The following is a 17,812-nucleotide window of genomic DNA, read 5'->3' on the forward strand; positions in this document are numbered from 1 at the left end:
CGCTGTTCCGGCAGGTCGCGGCCCGCGCGGGAGAATGGAGCGTGCACAACCTCGGTCTCCTCTTCGACGTCGACGGCCCGATCGCGAGCCCCGTCACCCGGACCATCGCCATCCGCAGCATCGTCACCGACCTGGTCGCGATGACGGCGGCGGGTGTCCCGATCGCGTTCATCACCGGCCGCTCCGGCGACTTCATCCGCAACCAGGTCGTGGCGCCGCTCTGCGACGCCGGCCTCGGCGAGGCGCTGGAGTCGCACGGTGCGCGGATGTTCGGGGTGTTCGAGAAGGGCGGCGCGTGGGCGCCGATCACGGGCGACGGGATGGGCGACGTCGCGGTGGACGCCTCGGTCGCGCTCCCCGACGCTGCGGTCGACGGCATCCGCTCGCTCGTCCGCGAGCGCTTCGCCGACACGATGTTCTTCGACGAGACCAAGCGCGCCATGATCTCGGTCGAGCAACGCACCGACGTGGACGCGGACACCTACCACGAGGCGCAGAGCCGGTTCCAGGACGCCGCCTTCGACCTCCTCACCGGCCTGGGCCTCGGCCTGCGCTACGGCGAGCGCGTCGCTCCTGACGCGGCCGGGGAGGTCCCGTTCCGCATCGACCCGACGATCATCTCGACCGACATCGAGTCGGTGCTGCTGGACAAGGACCGCGGCGCCCAGCGGGCGTTCGACTACTTCGCCGAGCGCGGCCCGCTCCCCCACCGCTGGCGTTCGGTCGGCGACTCCCGCAGCGACTACAAGATGGCCGACTACGTCCACTCCACCGGGCGGGAGGTCGCGCATGTGGACGTGCGGCCGGCCGACGGCGTGCTCGACCGCCCGTACGAGGTCATCACGATCGGGGATGCCGTGCACGACACCGCGGGCGCGGAGTTCCTCGCGCACTGGCGGCGGGAATTGGGGCTGCAGGAGGCGTAGTCGGCAACGGAGGAGATCGGGCGGGACACGCCGGGGCGCGGCAGCGAGCGGAGGAGTTCGCGGGCTGCGGCGGTCGGATGTCCTCCGTTCGCTGCGCGCGATGTGAGCGTGGGCGTTACGCGGCGCGGCCGCGCACCTTCGCGATCGACTCGCGCATCTCGCGCGCCAGCTCCAGCGCGCCGGCCTCCTCCGCCGCCACCAGCGCGTCGGCCTGGTCGGCGTCCGCGCCGGTGAACCAGGACTCGATCGTGACGCCGTGGCCGGGCTTCCGCACGACCCCCACCCGGTCGCCCGCGCCGACCGTACCGGTGTGGACGACGGCCAGGTAGGCGCCCACCCGGCCCGCCTCGGTGAACCGGCGCACCCACTGGGGCTCGCCCATTCGCCGCTGGAACGTCGCGCACGGCGTGCGCGGGCAGGTCACCTCGACGACGAGCGAGTCGCCGATCCGCCAGCGTTCGCCGATCTCGGCGCCGTCGACGTCGAGTCCGGAGGTGCGCAGGTTCTCGCCGAAGAGCCCGGGCGGGACGGGTCGGCCGAGCTCGGCGGCCCACCACTGGGCGGCCTCCTCGGCGTAGGCGTAGAGCGCCTTGGTGGAGCCGCCGTGGTGCTTCCGGTCGGCCTGGACGTCGCCGTAGAGCCCGAGGCCGCGCACCTTCAACCGGGACTCCACCGGCTGCTTATCGATCGCCGTCACGCCGACATTGCCGGCGTCCGGCCGCAGCTGCGCGACGCGGCACACCGCGAGCACCTGCGCCGCTCCATCCCGAACCGTCATGCCCTCCAGTATGCCGGGCAGCCACCTCCCGCCGGTACCGCCCCCGCCCCACACCCGCGCCCCCACAGCCAACGGAGGACTTCCGACCGCCCCAGCCCGCGATCTCCTCCGCTCGCTGCCGAACCGCGGCGTGTCGCGCCCGATCTCCTCCGCTGGCTACCGAGCGCCGGCTACCGCACCCCGCGCATCATCCGCAGCACCCACGGGCTCATCAGCGCCAGCACGACCCCGATCACCACCGCGACCGCGCCGATCACGCCGAAGTACACGCCCTCGGTGGCCGGCGAGTAGAGCTTCGCGAGCTGCCCGGACATCGCCGTCCCGAGCGCCACCGACAGGAAGTACAGCGCGACCATCTGCGCCTGGTACGCGTGCGGCGCCAGCTTCGTGGAGGCCGAAAGGCCGACCGGCGAGATGAGCAGCTCCGCGACCGTGAACACGAGCAGGATGCCGACCATCGCGAGCAGCGGCGTGCTGTTCTTGCCGCCTCCCGCCCAGAACAGGAACAGGAAGAACGCCAAGCCCATCACGACCGTGCCCGCCGCGAACTTCAGCGGCGTCGACGGCTGCTTGTCGCCCCACTTGGTCCAGATCGCGGCGAAGACGCCGGAGAGGATGATGATGAAGATCGGGTTGATCGACTGCACCCACGAGACCGGGAACTCCCACCCGAACAGGTTCCGGTCGAGCCGCTCGTCGGAGTAGATCGTCACCACGGTGAACTGCTGCTGATAGAGCGACCAGAACGCGGCGTTCGTGATGAAGAGCGGGATGAACGCGACGATCCGGCTGCGCTCGTCCGGGCTCAGCAGCTTCGAGCTGAGGATGACGACGAAGTAGGAGATCGCTGCGACGATGGTGACGCCGATCACCCAGAGCGCCAGGTTGATCGCGTTGACCACCCCGGTCAGCACCAGCGCGAGGATGACGATCACCCCGGCCACCGCGATACCGATCACGAGCGGCAGGCGCGTGCGCGGGAGCGGGTGCGGCACCTCGCGGGCGAGGTCCGGGAGGCGCTTGCGGCCGAGCGAGTACTGGATCAGGCCGATGGCCATCCCGACAGCGGCGAGCCCGAACCCCCAGTGGAAGCCGAGGGTGGACTGCAGCAGCCCGGTCAGCAGCGGCCCGAAAAACGCGCCGAGGTTGATGCCGAGGTAGAAGAGCGAGAAGCCGGCGTCGCGCCGGGGGTCGTGCTCGCCGTAGAGCGTCCCGACGATGCGGGTCGCGTTCGCCTTGAGCCCTCCGCTGCCGACGGCGATGAAGAGGAGGCCGGCGATGACGCCGGCGAATCCCGGCAGCAGGGCGAGCGAGATGTGCCCGGCCATGATGACGACCGCACTCCAGAACAGCACGCGCTCCGACCCGAACAGCCGGTCGGCCAGCCAGGCGCCGAGGATCGTGGAGAGGTACACGGCCCCGCCGTACGCCCCGACGATGCCCGCGGCGGTCGCCTGGTCGACGCCCAGGCCGCCTTTGGCCGCGTCGTAGTAGAGGTAGATGAGGAGGATGCCCTGCATCCCGTAGAACGAGAACCGCTCCCACATCTCCACGCCGAAGATGTTGGCGAGCGAGCGCGGCTGCCCGAAGAAGCCGTGGCTCGCGTCGGTGGTCGCGGTCGCCGTGCCTGGCCTGTCGCTGTCGCCGGTGTCAGTCATGGCGCCCATGCTCCCACCGCCGCGCGCGGAGGTGAACGCCGGGTGACGGCTCCGCTGATCCCTGACGATCGGCGGAGCTCACGCCGTCCGGGTGACCTTCGGTGTGAGTTCTCCTACCGCGCCCCCAGCTCCCGCAGCACCGCCTCCAGCTGGTCCACCGCCCAGTCGATCTCGCTCGGCTCGACGACGATCGGCGGCGCGAGCCGGATCGTGGAGCCGTGGGTGTCCTTCGCCAGCACGCCGCGCTCCATGAGCAGCTCGCACACTTCGCGCCCGGTCGCGAGCGCCGGGTCGATGTCGATGCCGGCCCAGAGGCCCGCGCCGCGCACCTCGCGGACGCCGTGGCCGAGCAGCCGGGCGAGGTCGGAGTGCAGGCGGCGCCCGAGGAGCTCCGCGCGTTCCTGCGGCTCCCCCGTCGCCAGGAGGCCGACCACAGCCCGGCCGACCGCCGCGGCCAGCGGGTTGCCTCCGAAGGTGGAGCCGTGCTCGCCGGGCTGGATGACGCCGAGCACGTCGCGGTCGCCGACCACGGCCGAGACCGGAACGATCCCGCCGCCGAGCGCTTTGCCGAGCAGGTAGAGGTCGGGCACGACACCCACCAGGTCGCACGCGAACGTCGCGCCCACACGGCCGAGCCCGGACTGGATCTCGTCGGCGATCAGGAGCACCCGGCGCTCGTCGCAGAGCGCCCGGACCGCGGGGAGGAAGTCCGCCGGCGGCACGACGACCCCGGCCTCGCCCTGGATGGGCTCCACCAGCACCGCCACGGTGTCGTCGTCGATCGCGGCCGCGACGGCGTCCGCGTCGCCGTACGGGACCGTGCGGAAGCCCGGCGTGTACGGGCCGAAGCCGTCGCGCGCGTCCGGGTCGTCGGAGAAGCTCACGATCGTGATGGTCCGGCCGTGGAAGTTCCCCGCCATCACGACGATGTTCGCGCGCCCGTCCGGCACGCCCTTCACGCGGTAGCCCCACGCGCGCGCCACTTTGATCGCGGTCTCGACGGCCTCCGCGCCGGTGTTCATCGGCAGCACCAGGTCCTTGCCCGCGAGCGCCGCGAGCTCGGCGGCGAACGGGCCGAGCTGGTCGTTGTGGAAGGCGCGGCTGGTCAGCGTGATCCGGTCCAGCTGCGCCCGCGCCGCGTCGAGCAGCAGCGGGTGGGAGTGGCCGAAGTTGACCGCGGAGTAGGCGGCCAGGCAGTCCAGGTAGCGGCGGCCGTCGATGTCGGTCACCCAGGCGCCCTCGCCTTCGGCGATGACGACGGGGAGCGGGTGGTAGTTGTGGGCAGCGTGCTCGTCCTCGAGCGCGATCGCCTGCGCCTGGCGCTCCGTCGGCGCGGGCGTCGACGGGTGGATGCGGTGGGCGACGGTGTCGGTCATGGTCGTCCTCTCGGGATGGTCGCGGTGGTCGCGAAGGCCAGGCGGCGTCGACGCGCGCATCGTCGCGGGCGTCATCGCCGAAAGCTCGGAGCTAGTCTCACACGCGGATGTCAGCGATTGGCTGCGTCTTCGCGCACGAAATCGCCGCCCTTCTGCGTGTCGCGCAGAATTCGTGCACGATGATCCACTGCGCGCACAGCCCCGCGCAGGCGCCCGCGCCCAGAGTTCCACGCACGCCGATCCATTGCGCAGGAGCGCACGATTCCCGCGTAACGTTCACCTCCGCGCAACGATCCACCGTATGCTTGCGCCGTGGACAACCTCGATCGCAGCATCCTCGACCTGCTCCGCCAGAACGCGCGCGCCGGCTACGGCGACATCGGCGGCGTCGTCGGCCTGTCCGCCTCGGCGGTCAAGCGCCGGGTCGACAAGCTCGTCGGCGACGGGGTCATCCGCGGCTTCACCATCCAGGTGGACCCCGCCATCGACGGGATGAGCACGGAGGCCTACGTCGAGCTGTTCTGCCGCGGCACCGTGTCGCCCGAGGAGCTGCTGCGCATCCTCTCGGCCGTCCCCGAGGTCGTCGACGCGGGCACGGTCACCGGCAGCGCCGACGCGATCGTCCACATCCGCTCGCGCGACATCCCGAGCCTGGAGGCCGCGCTCGAGAAGGTGCGCCTGGCGCCGAACGTCGACCACACCCGGAGCGCGATCGTGCTGTCGCGGCTCATCAACCGCGGCAACAACTGACGTCGCGAATCTTCTATCCGCGCGCCGCCGACGGGTGGATGCTGGGCCAATGAGCACGACAGCACGAGCGACCATCCACGTCGACGTCCCGCGCGCGGACGTCTGGCGCGCCATCACCGACCCGGACACGATCGCGCGCTACCTGTTCGGCAGCCGCGTCAGCACCGACTGGCACGAGGGCAGCCCGATCGTCTACCGCGGCGAGTGGGAGGGCAGGCCGTACGAGGACAAGGGCACGATCCTGGAGGTCGTCCCCGGCGAGCGCCTCGTCTCCAGCTACTACAGCCCGCTCAGCGGCAAACCGGACGTCCCGGAGAGCTACCAGACGGTCTCGTACCTCCTCGCCGACGACGCGGGGGGCACCGCGGTGACCGTCACCCAGGACGGCTGCGCCGACGAGGCGGAGGCCGAGCGGATGAGCGAGAACTGGGGCATGACGTTGGGCTCGCTCAAGTCGGTGGTGGAGCAAACCTGACGTCCGTTCTGCGAGAACATTCAGCGGACGTCAAGCGTCCGACCCCCCGATCCGAGCGCGACCACGGCGATCAGTGGCACGATGGGCGCATGAAGTTGCTCGTTGTCGAAGACGATCCGGACATGGGAGGCCTCGTCGAGCGGGGTCTCGCCGCCGAAGGATACGACGTCACCCTGGTCACCAACGGCGTCGACGCCCTCATCGCGCTGCGCGGGGACACGTTCTCGGCTGCCGCGATCGACGTCATGCTGCCCGGGATGAGCGGCTTCGAGCTGTGCAGGCACATCCGCGAGGCGGCCAACCCCATGCCGATCCTGCTCCTCACCGCGCGCGACGCCATCGAGGACCGCGTGCACGGCCTCGACTCCGGCGCCGACGACTACCTGACGAAGCCGTTCGCGTTCGCCGAGCTGGCCGCGCGCGTGCGCGCCCTGCTGCGCCGCGAGCCCAGCGGGATGCGGCCGCAGGTCAGCGTCGGCCGGCTCACGATCGACTCGCACGAGCACCAGGCACTGGTCTCCGGCCACGAGATGCCGCTCAGCCGCCGGGAGTTCACCCTGCTGCGGCTGTTCGCCACGAACCCGGACAAGACGCTGTCGCGCGCCGACATCCTCGAGTCGGTCTGGGGCACCACGGACAACATCGGGACGAACGTCATCGACCAGTACGTCTCCTACCTGCGCAAGAAGCTCGACCTGGCCGGCGCCGGCCTGTCCATCGTGACGGAGCGCGGCCGCGGCTACCGGCTCGACGCGAAGAACGCGCTGGAGTCGACGACCGAGGGCAAGCAGGCGGACGCGAAGCAGCCGACGGAGACCCCGGCGCCGTGACCTGGCTGCGGCGCCTGTCGATCACCGCGCGCATCACGATCGGCAGCCTCATCGTCGCCACCCTGTTCGGCCTGGTCGCGGTCGTCGTCATCCGCGTGGGGGTGTCGTCCATCCTCCACAACGCGACCGTCACCCTCCTCGACAACGACGTGGCCGCCCCGGTCCAGTCGGTCCAGTCGAATCCGACCGGACCGTTCGACCTGCCAGGCGGCGGGCAGGAGCTCGCCGTCGTCGACGCGAACGGCGTCATCCTGGACTCCACGCTGCCCACGGCGCTGGAGGACCGGATCGACCGCCTGCTGGCCCTCCCGCCGACGCCGTCGACCGTGCAGGTCGGCGACGACACGTACGAAGTGCTCGTGAAGGCCGTGCCGACCAAAGCGGGCACCATGCACGTCGTCGCCGCCCGCAACGACGAGACGACCTCGCTCATCCTCGACCGGCTCACCCTCGCCCTGCTGATCGGCGCGGGCGTCCTGATCCTCGGCTTCGGCGGGGCGTCCTGGCTGCTGGCGCGTGCGGCGCTGCGGCCGGTCAGCCGGATGCGCGAGCAGGCCGACCGGATCGCCGGCGGCGAGACGGCCGGCAGGGGCGACGACGCGGGCCTGCTGACCGTCGGCCCGGCCCAGGACGAGCTGTCCGAGCTGGCGACGACGCTGAACGACCTGATCCGCCGGTTGCGGGCGTCGGCCGACCGCGAGCGCCAGATGGTGTCCGACGCCAGCCACGAGCTCCGCACGCCGCTGGCCGTGCTGCGCGGCCAGCTGGAGCTGGCGGAGCTGGACGCGGGCGACGCGGACGCGCTCCTCGACGACATCCGCTCGTCGCACTCGACCGCCCTGCGGCTGGGGACGCTCGCCAACAACCTGCTCGAGCTGTCGCGCATCGAGGCCGGCCCCTCCAGCGGACGCATCGACTGGCGGACGCTGGTGGACGAGCTGACCGACGCGATCGACCGCGCGCGCCTGCTGGTCAGCAGCGACGAGGACGACCGGTCGATCTCGGTGGACTTCGACTACGACCCCAAGCGCCGCCCGAGCTCGGACTCCCGGATCGCGCTGTCGCCGACCGACTTCGGCCGCATCCTGGACAACCTGCTCGGCAACGCCATCACGGCGATCCGCAGCCGCGGCGCCCGTTCGGACACCGGCCCGGTGCCGCGGCCGGGCGACGTCGAGCCGTCCGCCCCGGCGGTCGAGGACGTGGTGAGCGCCGCGTTGCACGTGGAGCCGGACTGGGTCGTCCTCACCGTGCACGACTCCGGGCCCGGCATGCCGGAGGACTTCATCCCGGTGGCACTGGACCGGTTCACGCGCGCGGACGGGGCGAGGACGACCTCCCGCGCGGGCGGCGGCGGCGGACTCGGGCTGGCGATCGTGGCCGCGCTGGCGGGCGCCGCGGGCGGCGGAGTGCAGCTCGCGAACGCGCCGAGCGGCGGCCTCGTGGTCACCGTACGGCTGCCGCTCGTCCGCGCCTGAGGCTGCCGCGCCTTCAGTGCCCGCTGTGGTCGGAGTCCACGCCGGCGCCTGAGAGTCCCGCGCCTTCAGTGCCCGCTGCGGTCGGAGTCCACGCCGGCGCCTGAGAGTCCCGCGCCTTCAGTGCCCGCTGCGGTCGGAGTCCACGCCGGCGCCTGAGGATCGCGCGCCTTCAGTGCCCGCTGCGGTCCGAGTCCACGCTGGCGCCTGAGGATCGCGCGCCTTCAGTGCCCGCTGCGGTCCGAGTCCACGCCGGCGCCTGAGGATCGCGCGCCTTCAGTGCCCGCTGCGGTCCGAGTCCACGCCGGCGTCCGGGCCTTCGTCGAGGCTGTCGATGGCCGCGAGGTCGTCCGCGTCGAGCTCGAAGTCGAAGACGGCGAGGTTCTCCGCCATCCGCTCGGGGTTGCGCGACTTGGGGATCGCGACGAGGCCGTTCTGAACGTGCCAGCGGAGCACGACCTGGCCGACGGTGCGGTCGTGCTTGGCTGCCACCTCGGCGAGGACCGGCGCGGCGAGGAGGTCGCCCGAGCCCCCGATCGGGCTCCACGACTCGGTGACGATGCCGTGCTCGACCCCATAGGCTCGCTGCTCGCGGCGCTGAATGGCGGGGCTGAGCTGGATCTGGTTGACCGCGGGCGTCACCCCCGTCTCGGCGATGAGGCGGTCGAGGTGCGCCGGCTTGAAGTTGGAGACGCCGATCGCGCGCGCCTTGCCGCTCTGCTGCAACCGGATGAAGGTCTCCCAGGTGGACACGTACTGGTCGCGCGCGGGAAGCGGCCAGTGGATGAGCAGCAGGTCGACGTAGTCGAGCCCGAGCCGCTGCAGGCTCGCGTCGAGCCCCGCGACCGCGCGGTCGTCGCCCTGGTAGCCACCGTCGAGCTTGGTCGTGACGAACCACTCCTCGCGGGCGAGGCCGCTGCCGCGGACCCCGCGCCCGACGCCGGTCTCGTTGCCGTACTTGGCGGCGGTGTCGACATGGCGGTAGCCGAGCTCCGCCGCCGCGAGGACGGCGCGCTCGACCTCCGCGTCGTCGAGCGGCCAGGTCCCGAGGCCGAGCTGCGGGATGCTCGTCCCGGAATTGAGGGCGATCGCGGGCACGGCGGCGGTGGGCGGGTTCTCGGTCATGCGTCTCAGCGTAGCCCCGGGTAAGGTGGCGCTCATCGGAAGGAGTGCCATGTCCGCCACACCCCCGACCCCGTCGGATCCGGATGCTCTCGCCCTGGCCGTGGAGGCCGCGATCGAAGCCGAGGACCTCGCCGAGCTGCGCCGCCTCGCCGACGCCGGAAGCTCGGACGCCGAGGACGCCCTGGTCGAGCTGGCCGCCGAGCGCGGCGACCTCGAGGAGCTGCGCCGCCTCGCGGCACTGGGCAACACCGACGCCGCCGACGAGCTCCTGGAGCTCGAGGAGGAAGAGGAGTAGCGCCCGAGCGCTCCTGCCCTAGATCACCCCTTCCGAGAAGGTCGTCGGGTTGCCGAAGCGGTGGTTGGTGATCGAGATGGCCTGTTCGTGGAGGAACGGGAGCACCTCGATGCGGCCGGACGGAGTGACCGGGCCGCTGTAGATCGCGACGTCGGGGGTTCCGCCGAGGGCTGCGGCGAGGGCCGCCGGGTCGCCGCCGATCAGGCGGATGCGGTGGGCGGTGACGCGGCGGCCGCGCACGCGCGACAGCCAGTGCTCGTCGGTCTCGACGACGACCTCGACCTCGCGCGACTTGAGCAGCTGCTGAGTGCCGCGCGGCAGCGCGACGCTCGTGCTCACCGTGAACGGCGAGCGCGCGACCGTGGCCGCCGCCATCACCCGCAGCAGTTCCGGCAGCCCGCTGCCCTCCGACAGGCGGATGGCGACCGGGACCGGCCGGTAGCGGAAGATGTTGCGCTCCACGCCGAGCCCGGAGACGTCCTTCGCCTGGTGGTACTCGGTGGCCACGGCGATCGCGTCGCTGAGGGCCGAGCGGCGGACCAGGTCGAACGCGGGGTAGTCCATCGACGACTGGCCGGACTCGATCAGGTCGGACACCCGGGGCTCCAGGCCGCGCAGGTGGAGGCTGGAGCTCGACGCGCCCGACTCCGGCTGCCACGAGCCCAGGCCGAGCAGGTAGTTGGGGCCGCCCGCCTTGGTGCCGGCGCCGACCGAGGAGCGCTTCCAGCCGCCGAACGGCTGACGGCGCACGATGGCGCCGGTGATGCCGCGGTTGACGTACAGGTTGCCGGCTTCGACCGTGTCGAGCCACTGCGCGAGCTCGTCGGAGTCGAGCGAGTGGAGGCCGGCGGTGAGGCCGTACTCGATCGCGTTCTGGAACCGGATCGCCTCGTCGAGGTTGCGGGCGGTCATGATGCCGAGCACCGGGCCGAAGAACTCGGTGAGGTGGAAGTAGGAGCCCGGCTGCACCCCGGTGCGGATCCCCGGGGACCAGAGCCGCCCGGTGTCGTCCAGCGGTCGGGGCTCGACCAGCCACTCCTCGTCGGCGCCGAGCGTGGTGAGGGCGTGGAGCAGCTTGCCGGAGGCCGGCTCGATCAGCGGCCCCATCTGGCTCACCGGGTCCTGCGGGTACCCGACCCGCAGGCTCGTGGTGGCGTCGACGAGCTGGTTGCGGAAGCGCTCCGAGCGCGCGGCGGAGCCGACGAGGATGACGAGGCTCGCCGCCGAGCACTTCTGGCCGGCGTGGCCGAACGCGCTCTTCACGATGTCGGCCACCGCGAGGTCGTAGTCGGCGCTCGGGGTGACGATGATGGCGTTCTTGCCGCTGGTCTCGGCGAGCAGCGGGAGGTCCGGCCGCCAGGACCGGAACAGCTTGGCCGTCTCGTACGAGCCGGTGAGGATCACCCGGTCCACGCGCGGGTCGGCGACGAGCTGCCGGCCGAGGTCGTTCTCCGCCACGTCCACGAGCGCCAGGAGCTCCTGCGGGATGCCCGCCTCCCAGAGCGCCTCCACCATGACCGCCGCGGCCCGGCGCGCCTGCGGCGCCGGCTTGATGACGACACCGCTGCCCGCGGCGAGCGCGGCCAGCACGCCTCCGGCAGGGATCGCCACGGGGAAGTTCCACGGCGGCGTGACCACAGTGAGCGCCGACGGGACGAACACGGCGCCCTGCACGGCGTCGAGCTCGCGCGCGAGGGACGCGTAGTAGTGCGCGAAGTCGACCGCCTCGCTCACCTCGACGTCGGCCTCGGCGATCGTCTTGCCCGTCTCGCCGGCCATGACCTCGATCAGGCGGTCCCGGTTCGCTTCGAGCGCGTGGCCGGCGCGGTCGAGGACCGCGCCGCGCTCGGAGCCCGGCCGGGCGCCCCACGCCGTCCCCGCCGAACGGACGGCGGTGAGGATCCTGTCGAGGTGACCCGGGTCGACGACCTCCGCCGCCGCGATGGTGCGGAGGCCGAGCTCGCTCGTGGCGGAGCGGGCAAGGATGCGCCGCCCCCAGCCGCGGTTGGCGGCGAGCGACGGATCGGTGTCCGCCGTGTTCTGGAATCCCGCCGTGGCGGCACCCGCCACAGCGGGCGCCGGCGGTTCCAGGGCCGCTCCGCCCGACCCTCTGGTGAGCCCGAGCACGACGCTCGTCAGCCCCTCCGCCTCCGCGCCGGCCGGGCCCGCGGGCCCGTCGACCGTCGCCTCGGCGTCGACCGCGGGCGGCCGCGTGAACGACTCCGCGGTCTCCTGCTCCCATTCGCGCGAGCGGTCCTGCGTGCGGTTGGGCAGCGGCGCGGCGCCGCGCGGCAGCGGGTCGGCCTCCAGGTCGGCGACCGAGGCCAGGAAGCGGTCGCGCTCCCGGTCGAACAGCCCGCGGTCGGAGCCGAGCTCGAACACGGCGGACATGAAGTTCTCCTGGCTCGCGTTCTCCTCCAGGCGGCGGATGAGGTACGAGATCGCGACGTCGAACTCCCCCGGGTCCACCACCGGCGTGTAGAGCAGGAGCTGCCCGACCGTGCGCTTGACCGCCTCGGCCTGCTCCGTGGCCATGCCGAGCAGCATCTCGAAGTCGATACGCCCGGTCACGCCGCGATGGGAGGCGAGGATCCAGGCGTAGGCGACGTCGAACAGGTTGTGCCCGGCGACGCCGATCTTGACCGCGTCGGTGTGCTCGGGGGTCAGCGCCCAGTCGAGGACGCGCTTGTAGTTGGTGTCGGTCGCCTGCTTGCTCCCGTAGGTCGCGAGCGGCCAGCCGTGGATGGCGGCGTCGACCCGCTCCATCGCGAGGTTGGCGCCCTTCACGACGCGGACCTTGATCGGCGCCCCGCCCTGCGCGCGGCGCCGGGTCGCCCATTCGGTGAGCCCCTGCAGCGCGTCGAGCGCGTCGGGGAGGTACGCCTGGAGCACGATACCCGCCTCCAGCCCGAGCAGTCCCGGGCGGCCGAGGATGCGCTCGAACACCGCGATCGTCAGGTCGAGGTCGCGGTACTCCTCCATGTCGAGGTTGATGAACTTGGGCGTCGGGGACGCGGCCGCGAGCTCGTAGAGCGGCACGAGCCGCTCGACCACCCGGTCGACGGTCTCGTCGAACGACCACATCGAGAGCTGGGAGGCGATCGACGACACCTTGATGGAGACGTAGTCGACGTCGTCGCGCGCGAGCAGCGCACGCGTCCCCTCCAGCCGGCGGGCGGCCTCCTGCTCGCCGAGCACGGCCTCGCCGAGCAGGTTGAGGTTGAGCCGGGCGCCGTGGCCCTCCCGGTCCTTCGGCGAGCGCAGCTGCGCGATGGCCGGCCCGAGCTTCTCCGGCGTCGCGTCCACCACGAGATGGCCGACCATGCTGCGCAGCACGCGCCGCGCGATCGGGATGACCACCCAGGGCAGCACCGGTCCGAAAACGCCGCCGAGCCAGATCGCCGCGCGCATGTACCAGGGCAGGAAGGCCGGGATCCGCTTGGCGACCCGCTGCAGGTTGTAGCCGGCCACGAAGAGGTCCTGCGGCCGGGCGACGCCGTCGATGAAGCCGACGGCGAAGTCGAGGCCGTGCGGGTCGCGCAGCACGCCGGCGAGGCGCTCGGCCGCCGGGTCGCGCGGCGCGTCCTCGCCGCTGCGCGCGCTCTCGGCGAGCCAGCGCCGGACGAGCTCGACGGCCTCCTGGGCGACGTGCGCGGGCCGCGCCTCGCCCGCGGCGGGCGCGCCGAGCGCGTCCGGCCGCACCGTGTGCGCGTCGTCCGTGTGTTCAACCATGTCCACGACTGTATTCCTCGCTCCTGAGGCGACGCGGGATGCCCGGTGATCTGTGGAGAAGTCGCAGTCGCCACTGCCTGTGGATACATTCTGAATGCGGTTTATCATCGGCAATAGCGAACGTTTCCGAACAATATCGCTCACCCCCACCGAATGGTTGTGCATGCTCGACATCCGCAGGCTCCGCCTCCTGCACGAACTCCGCATCCGCGGCACCGTCGCCGGCGTCGCCGCAGCGCTCTCGTACAGTCCGTCCTCGGTGTCCCAGCAGCTCGCGGCGCTCGAGCGCGAGGCCGGCGCGGTCCTGCTGGTCAAGTCCGGGCGGCGCCTGCAGTTCACCCCGCAGGGCGAACTGCTCGCGCAGCGGGCTGCGGCCATCCTCGACGCCCTCGACGCCGCGGAGGCCGCCGTCGCCGGCTCCGGCGCGACCGTCGCCGGGGTGGTCCGGGTCGCGGTCTTCCAGTCCGCAGCGCACGCCATCCTGCCCGCGGCCGTCGCGTCGCTCGCGCGCGACTACCCGGAGCTGCGCGTGGAGGTGACGGAGCGCGAGCCGGAGCAGGGCCTCTTCGACGTGTCCGCGCGCGACTTCGACCTCGCGGTCGCCGAGCAGTACCCGGGCAGCACCCGTCCGCTGCGCGCCGACCTCGACCGCACCGACCTCGCCGCCGACGGCATCCACCTCGCCACCGCGGCCGACCGCGGCGCACGGGTCCGCGCCGACTCGCTCGCGGGCGCCGCCGGCCTCCCCTGGGTGCTGGAGCCGGAGGGGACCGTCTCGCGCACCTGGGCCGTCCAGCTCTGCCGCGCCGCCGGCTTCGAGCCCGACGTGCGCTTCGAGACCGCCGACCTGGTGACGCACATCCGCCTCGTCGCCTCGGGCAACGCCGTGGGGCTGCTGCCGGACCTGGTCTGGGCGGGCGCCCGCCCGGAGGTCGCGCTGCTGCCCCTCCCCGGCGCGCCGCGGCGCACGATCTTCACGTCCGCGCGCCGCTCGTCCGCGTCGAGTCCCGGAGTGGTCGCGGCGCGCCGGGCGCTCGCGGAGGCGGTGCCCGCCGAGCACGCCCCGCACGGCCACGGCGCCCCGCACGGTCACGGCGCGTCCTGAAGCCGACGCATCCCATAGGCTCTGAGCCATGACCGACCCCGCAGCCTCCCCCGCAGCCGCGAGCCACGATGTCGTGATCGTCGGCGGCGGTCACAACGGCCTCACCGCCGCCGCCTACCTCGCCAAGGCAGGGCGCAGCGTGATCCTGCTCGAACGCCTCGACGACGTCGGCGGCGCCGCCGTCAGCGCCCAGGCCTTCCCCGGCGTCGAGGCCAGGCTCTCGCGCTACTCGTACCTCGTCAGCCTCCTGCCGCAGCGGATCATCGACGATCTCGGCCTCGACATCCGGCTGGCCCGGCGCCGTTACTCCTCGTACACCCCCGTGCCGGGCGACCCCGACGGCGCCGGGCTCCTCATCGACAACACCGACGCGGAGGCGACCGCCGCGTCCTTCGCCCGGATCGGCGCCGCGGCGGACGCCGACGCGTTCACCCGCTTCTACGAGTCCACCGGCTCCGTCGCCCGGGCGCTCTGGCCGACCGTCACCGAGCCGCTCCTCACGCGCAGCGAGGCCAAGGCCCTGGTCGGCGACGACGAGCTCTGGGACGCGCTCATCGAGCGTCCGATCGGCGGCTTCATCGAGTCCCGGCTGCAGAACGACCTGGTCCGCGGCGTGGCCGCGACCGACGCGCTCATCGGGACGTTCGCGAGCGTCGACGAGCCCGACCTGTACCAGAACCGCTGCTTCCTCTACCACGTGATCGGCCAGGGCACCGGCGAGTGGGACGTCCCGGTCGGCGGCATGGGATCCGTCACCGGCGAGCTGGCACGGGTCGCCCGCGAGGCCGGCGCGCGCATCGTCACCGGCGCGGAGGTCACCTCCATCAGCCCGGACGGCACGGTCTCCTACACGCGCAACGGCCACGAGCGCCGCGTGGACGGCGGCACTGTGCTGGTGAACGTCGCTCCGGACGTGCTCGACGCCCTCCTGGGCGAGCCCGCCGACCCGCCGCGCCCGCGCGCCGAGGGCGCCCAGGTCAAGGTCAACCTCCTCCTGAAGCGCCTGCCGAGGCTGCGGGACGAGTCGATCGACCCCGCAGCGGCGTTCGGCGGGACCTTCCACATCAACGAGACGCTCTCGCAGCTGGAGGCCGCGCACGCGGGGATGCTGCGCGGCGTGATGCCCGAGCTGCTGCCCTGCGAGATCTACTGCCACACGCTCGCGGACCCCAGCATCCTCGACCCCGACCTCGCCGAGAGCGGCGCCCAGACGATCACCGTGTTCGGCCTGCACACCCCCGACCGCTGGCTGACCGACGACAACAACGACGCGACCCGGCAGCGCCTCCAGGACGCCGTGCTCGCCTCGCTGAACTCGGTGCTCGCCGAGCCGATCGAGAGCCTGCTGCTCACCGACGGCGACGGCAACCCGTGCATCGAGACGAAGACCACACGCGACCTGGAGCAGGCGCTCAACATGCCGGGCGGCAACATCTTCCACGGGCCGCTCTCCTGGCCGTTCGCCGAGGACGACGACGACCTGCGCACCCCCGCGCAGCGCTGGGGCGTGGCGACCAGGCACGACCGCATCCTGCTGTGCGGGTCCGGAGCGCGCCGCGGCGGCGCGGTCAGCGGGCTCGGCGGCCACAACGCAGCGATGGCGGTCCTGGAGGGCTGAGGGCGTCCTCGGAAGGACTGAAAACTCTCGCACACGACACCCAGGCGTGGCCCCCTGCCGGAATCGTGAGCCGGTGACTAGTCTGTGGTTCACGAGGGGACTCTCCAGGAGGTCACCATGATGCCGCAGCCGACAGGACGACTCGTTCGCAAAGACGACGGAGTGTATGTGGTCCTCGACCGCATCTTCAAGGCTCCGATCGAGGAGGTGTGGACGTACTTCAGCCGATCGCCGCGGCTCGCGGAGTGGATCGGCGAGTACACCGGGACCGGCTCGACCGGCGCGGTCAAGTTCCGGATGAACGCGGAGGGCGAGGGCGCCGAGTGGCAGAACGTCGCCGTCATGCTCTGCGACGCCCCGCACCGGCTCCACGTCGACGTCGGCAAGGCGCCGGACTCGCTCGTGATGTTCGTCCACCTGACCGAGGCGAGCGGTCACACGACCGTCACCTTCGGGCAGCGGCTGCGCGCGGTCGGCTCCTCGGCGGACTACTGCATCGGCTGGGACTACTACCTGGACCGCCTGGTCGCCGCGCACAACGGCAAGCAGCTGCCGGACTGGGAGGACTACTACCCGGCGATGCGCGACCACTACGAGACGCTGTGCCGGGAGCTGGACCGCGACCTCCGCGCCGAGCACGCGACCGCCCAGCGGAACGGCACGACCGGCTGACCCGCGCCGACGCCTCCCGGCCGCCGCTCAGTGCCAGCGGTGGTCCTGGAGGGCGACGCGCGGCCCGCGGCGCTGGAAGCGGAACCCGCTGGCGAGGATCAGCCGCACCACGCGCTGACGCTGGCCGCGCCAGGGCTCGAGCAGTTCGAGCATCCCGTCGTCGTCCACCCGCGAGCCGGTGAGCGCCTCGCCCACCTGGTGCGCGAGGTGGTAGTCGCCGACGCTGACCAGGTCGGGATGCGCGTGCGAGCGCTGCAGCGTCTCGGCCGCGGTCCACTGCCCGACTCCGGAGATGGTCCGGAGGGCCGCCTCCGCCGCGTCGAGGGAGGCCGCCGCCGCGATGGCGCGCTCCAGGGACGATGCGACCACGAGGACGGCCTGGACGGCGCGGGCCCGCCGCGGGTCGACGCCGGCACGATGCCAGTCCCAGGAGGGGATGCCGCGCCACTGCTGGAGCGTCGGCACCACGCGCATGCCCTCCGGCGCAGGACCGGGGGCGGGCTCGCCGTACCAGCGCAGCAGGCGCGCCCACGACCGGTAGGCCTCCAGGCTGGTGACGCGCTGCTCGATGATCGCGGGGAGGAGCGCTTCGAGCACCAGCCCGGTGCGCGTCAGCCGCAGGCCGGGGTTGCGGTGCAGGCTGTCCCGGAGCAGCGGGTGCGACCGGACGTCCAGCCGCGACCAGTCGTCGCCGCGCCCGAGCAGCTCCGGTACCGCGGAGATCACCCAGTGGGCGCCCGGTCCCCAGGCCGCGGCCGACACGCTCCCGTCCGCGGCCGGGCGGAGGACGCGCAGGGTCGCCGGACCCTCCGGGGTTCGCCAGGTGCGCCACATCCCGCCGAGGTCCCAGGTCGTCGTCGGGTCGTACGGCCCCCGGCCGAGCTGCCCGAGCGTGCCGGAGAGGTCGAGGGCGCCGGCCGGACGGTACACCGTCTCCACGGCGCGCCCGGACGGGGCGTCGGCGGGGAGCACGGCGGTCATGCACGGCATGCTACGT

15 protein-coding genes are annotated in these 17,812 nt (G+C 72.6%); 9 read left to right on the forward strand and 6 right to left on the reverse strand.

Annotation, left to right across the window (positions count from 1 at the left end; genetic code table 11):
- Positions 1–41: 41 nt before the first annotated feature.
- Positions 42–926, forward strand: coding sequence for a hypothetical protein (locus tag HNR13_RS00695; RefSeq protein ID WP_179603983.1), 885 nt, complete (start codon positions 42–44; stop codon positions 924–926).
- 115 nt (positions 927–1,041) lie between these two features.
- On the opposite strand, the gene HNR13_RS00700 is transcribed toward HNR13_RS00695, so the two are convergent.
- The 3 genes from HNR13_RS00700 to rocD all read right to left on the reverse strand — a co-directional run bounded on the left by HNR13_RS00700 (position 1,042) and on the right by rocD (position 4,738).
- The gene (locus tag HNR13_RS00700) at positions 1,042–1,704 is read right to left on the reverse strand and encodes an MOSC domain-containing protein (RefSeq protein ID WP_179603984.1); all 663 of its coding nucleotides are present in this window, start codon (positions 1,702–1,704) and stop codon (positions 1,042–1,044) included.
- Positions 1,705–1,874: 170 nt separating this feature from the next.
- Complete coding sequence (locus HNR13_RS00705; RefSeq protein WP_382312141.1) at positions 1,875–3,362, reverse strand: peptide MFS transporter; 1,488 nt, start codon at positions 3,360–3,362, stop codon at positions 1,875–1,877.
- A gap of 113 nt (positions 3,363–3,475) precedes the next feature.
- Complete coding sequence (rocD, locus tag HNR13_RS00710; RefSeq protein WP_179603986.1) at positions 3,476–4,738, reverse strand: ornithine--oxo-acid transaminase; 1,263 nt, start codon at positions 4,736–4,738, stop codon at positions 3,476–3,478.
- 312 nt (positions 4,739–5,050) lie between these two features.
- On the opposite strand from rocD, the gene HNR13_RS21950 reads away from it, so the two are divergent.
- The 4 genes from HNR13_RS21950 to HNR13_RS00730 all read left to right on the forward strand — a co-directional run bounded on the left by HNR13_RS21950 (position 5,051) and on the right by HNR13_RS00730 (position 8,271).
- Entirely contained in the window at positions 5,051–5,488 is a 438-nt protein-coding gene (locus tag HNR13_RS21950) for an AsnC family transcriptional regulator (RefSeq protein ID WP_179603987.1), read from the forward strand.
- Between the two features lie 49 nt (positions 5,489–5,537).
- Positions 5,538–5,963 carry an SRPBCC family protein gene (locus HNR13_RS00720; RefSeq protein ID WP_179603988.1) on the forward strand — a complete coding sequence of 142 codons (426 nt, stop codon included), beginning with the start codon at positions 5,538–5,540 and terminating at the stop codon, positions 5,961–5,963.
- Positions 5,964–6,052: 89 nt separating this feature from the next.
- Positions 6,053–6,793: a response regulator transcription factor gene (locus tag HNR13_RS00725; protein WP_179603989.1), complete on the forward strand. Its 741-nt coding sequence runs from the start codon at positions 6,053–6,055 to the stop codon at positions 6,791–6,793.
- On the forward strand, positions 6,790–8,271 hold the full coding sequence (locus tag HNR13_RS00730) for an ATP-binding protein (RefSeq protein WP_179603990.1): 1,482 nt from the start codon (positions 6,790–6,792) through the stop codon (positions 8,269–8,271). Before HNR13_RS00725 ends, HNR13_RS00730 begins: the two co-directional genes overlap by 4 nt.
- A gap of 273 nt (positions 8,272–8,544) precedes the next feature.
- On the opposite strand, the gene HNR13_RS00735 is transcribed toward HNR13_RS00730, so the two are convergent.
- Positions 8,545–9,393: an aldo/keto reductase gene (locus HNR13_RS00735; RefSeq protein ID WP_179603991.1), complete on the reverse strand. Its 849-nt coding sequence runs from the start codon at positions 9,391–9,393 to the stop codon at positions 8,545–8,547.
- Positions 9,394–9,442: 49 nt separating this feature from the next.
- Between HNR13_RS00735 and HNR13_RS00740 the strand changes: the two genes are divergently transcribed.
- Complete coding sequence (locus HNR13_RS00740; RefSeq protein ID WP_179603992.1) at positions 9,443–9,688, forward strand: hypothetical protein; 246 nt, start codon at positions 9,443–9,445, stop codon at positions 9,686–9,688.
- 18 nt (positions 9,689–9,706) lie between these two features.
- Here HNR13_RS00740 and HNR13_RS00745 read toward each other — a convergent pair whose 3' ends face one another.
- Entirely contained in the window at positions 9,707–13,420 is a 3,714-nt protein-coding gene (locus tag HNR13_RS00745) for a proline dehydrogenase family protein (RefSeq protein ID WP_179603993.1), read from the reverse strand.
- 163 nt (positions 13,421–13,583) lie between these two features.
- Between HNR13_RS00745 and HNR13_RS00750 the strand changes: the two genes are divergently transcribed.
- The 3 genes from HNR13_RS00750 to HNR13_RS00760 all read left to right on the forward strand — a co-directional run bounded on the left by HNR13_RS00750 (position 13,584) and on the right by HNR13_RS00760 (position 16,815).
- On the forward strand, positions 13,584–14,525 hold the full coding sequence (locus HNR13_RS00750; RefSeq protein WP_179603994.1) for a LysR family transcriptional regulator: 942 nt from the start codon (positions 13,584–13,586) through the stop codon (positions 14,523–14,525).
- Positions 14,526–14,553: 28 nt separating this feature from the next.
- Positions 14,554–16,143: a phytoene desaturase family protein gene (locus HNR13_RS00755; protein ID WP_179603995.1), complete on the forward strand. Its 1,590-nt coding sequence runs from the start codon at positions 14,554–14,556 to the stop codon at positions 16,141–16,143.
- A gap of 168 nt (positions 16,144–16,311) precedes the next feature.
- Positions 16,312–16,815: an SRPBCC domain-containing protein gene (locus HNR13_RS00760; RefSeq protein WP_343063385.1), complete on the forward strand. Its 504-nt coding sequence runs from the start codon at positions 16,312–16,314 to the stop codon at positions 16,813–16,815.
- Positions 16,816–16,842: 27 nt separating this feature from the next.
- On the opposite strand, the gene HNR13_RS00765 is transcribed toward HNR13_RS00760, so the two are convergent.
- Positions 16,843–17,796, reverse strand: a complete 954-nt coding sequence (locus HNR13_RS00765; protein WP_179603997.1) for a DNA-3-methyladenine glycosylase family protein — start codon at positions 17,794–17,796, stop codon at positions 16,843–16,845.
- Positions 17,797–17,812: the final 16 nt, after the last annotated feature.

Source organism: Leifsonia shinshuensis (assembly GCF_013410375.1).
Classification (GTDB): Bacteria; Actinomycetota; Actinomycetes; order Actinomycetales; family Microbacteriaceae; genus Leifsonia; species Leifsonia shinshuensis.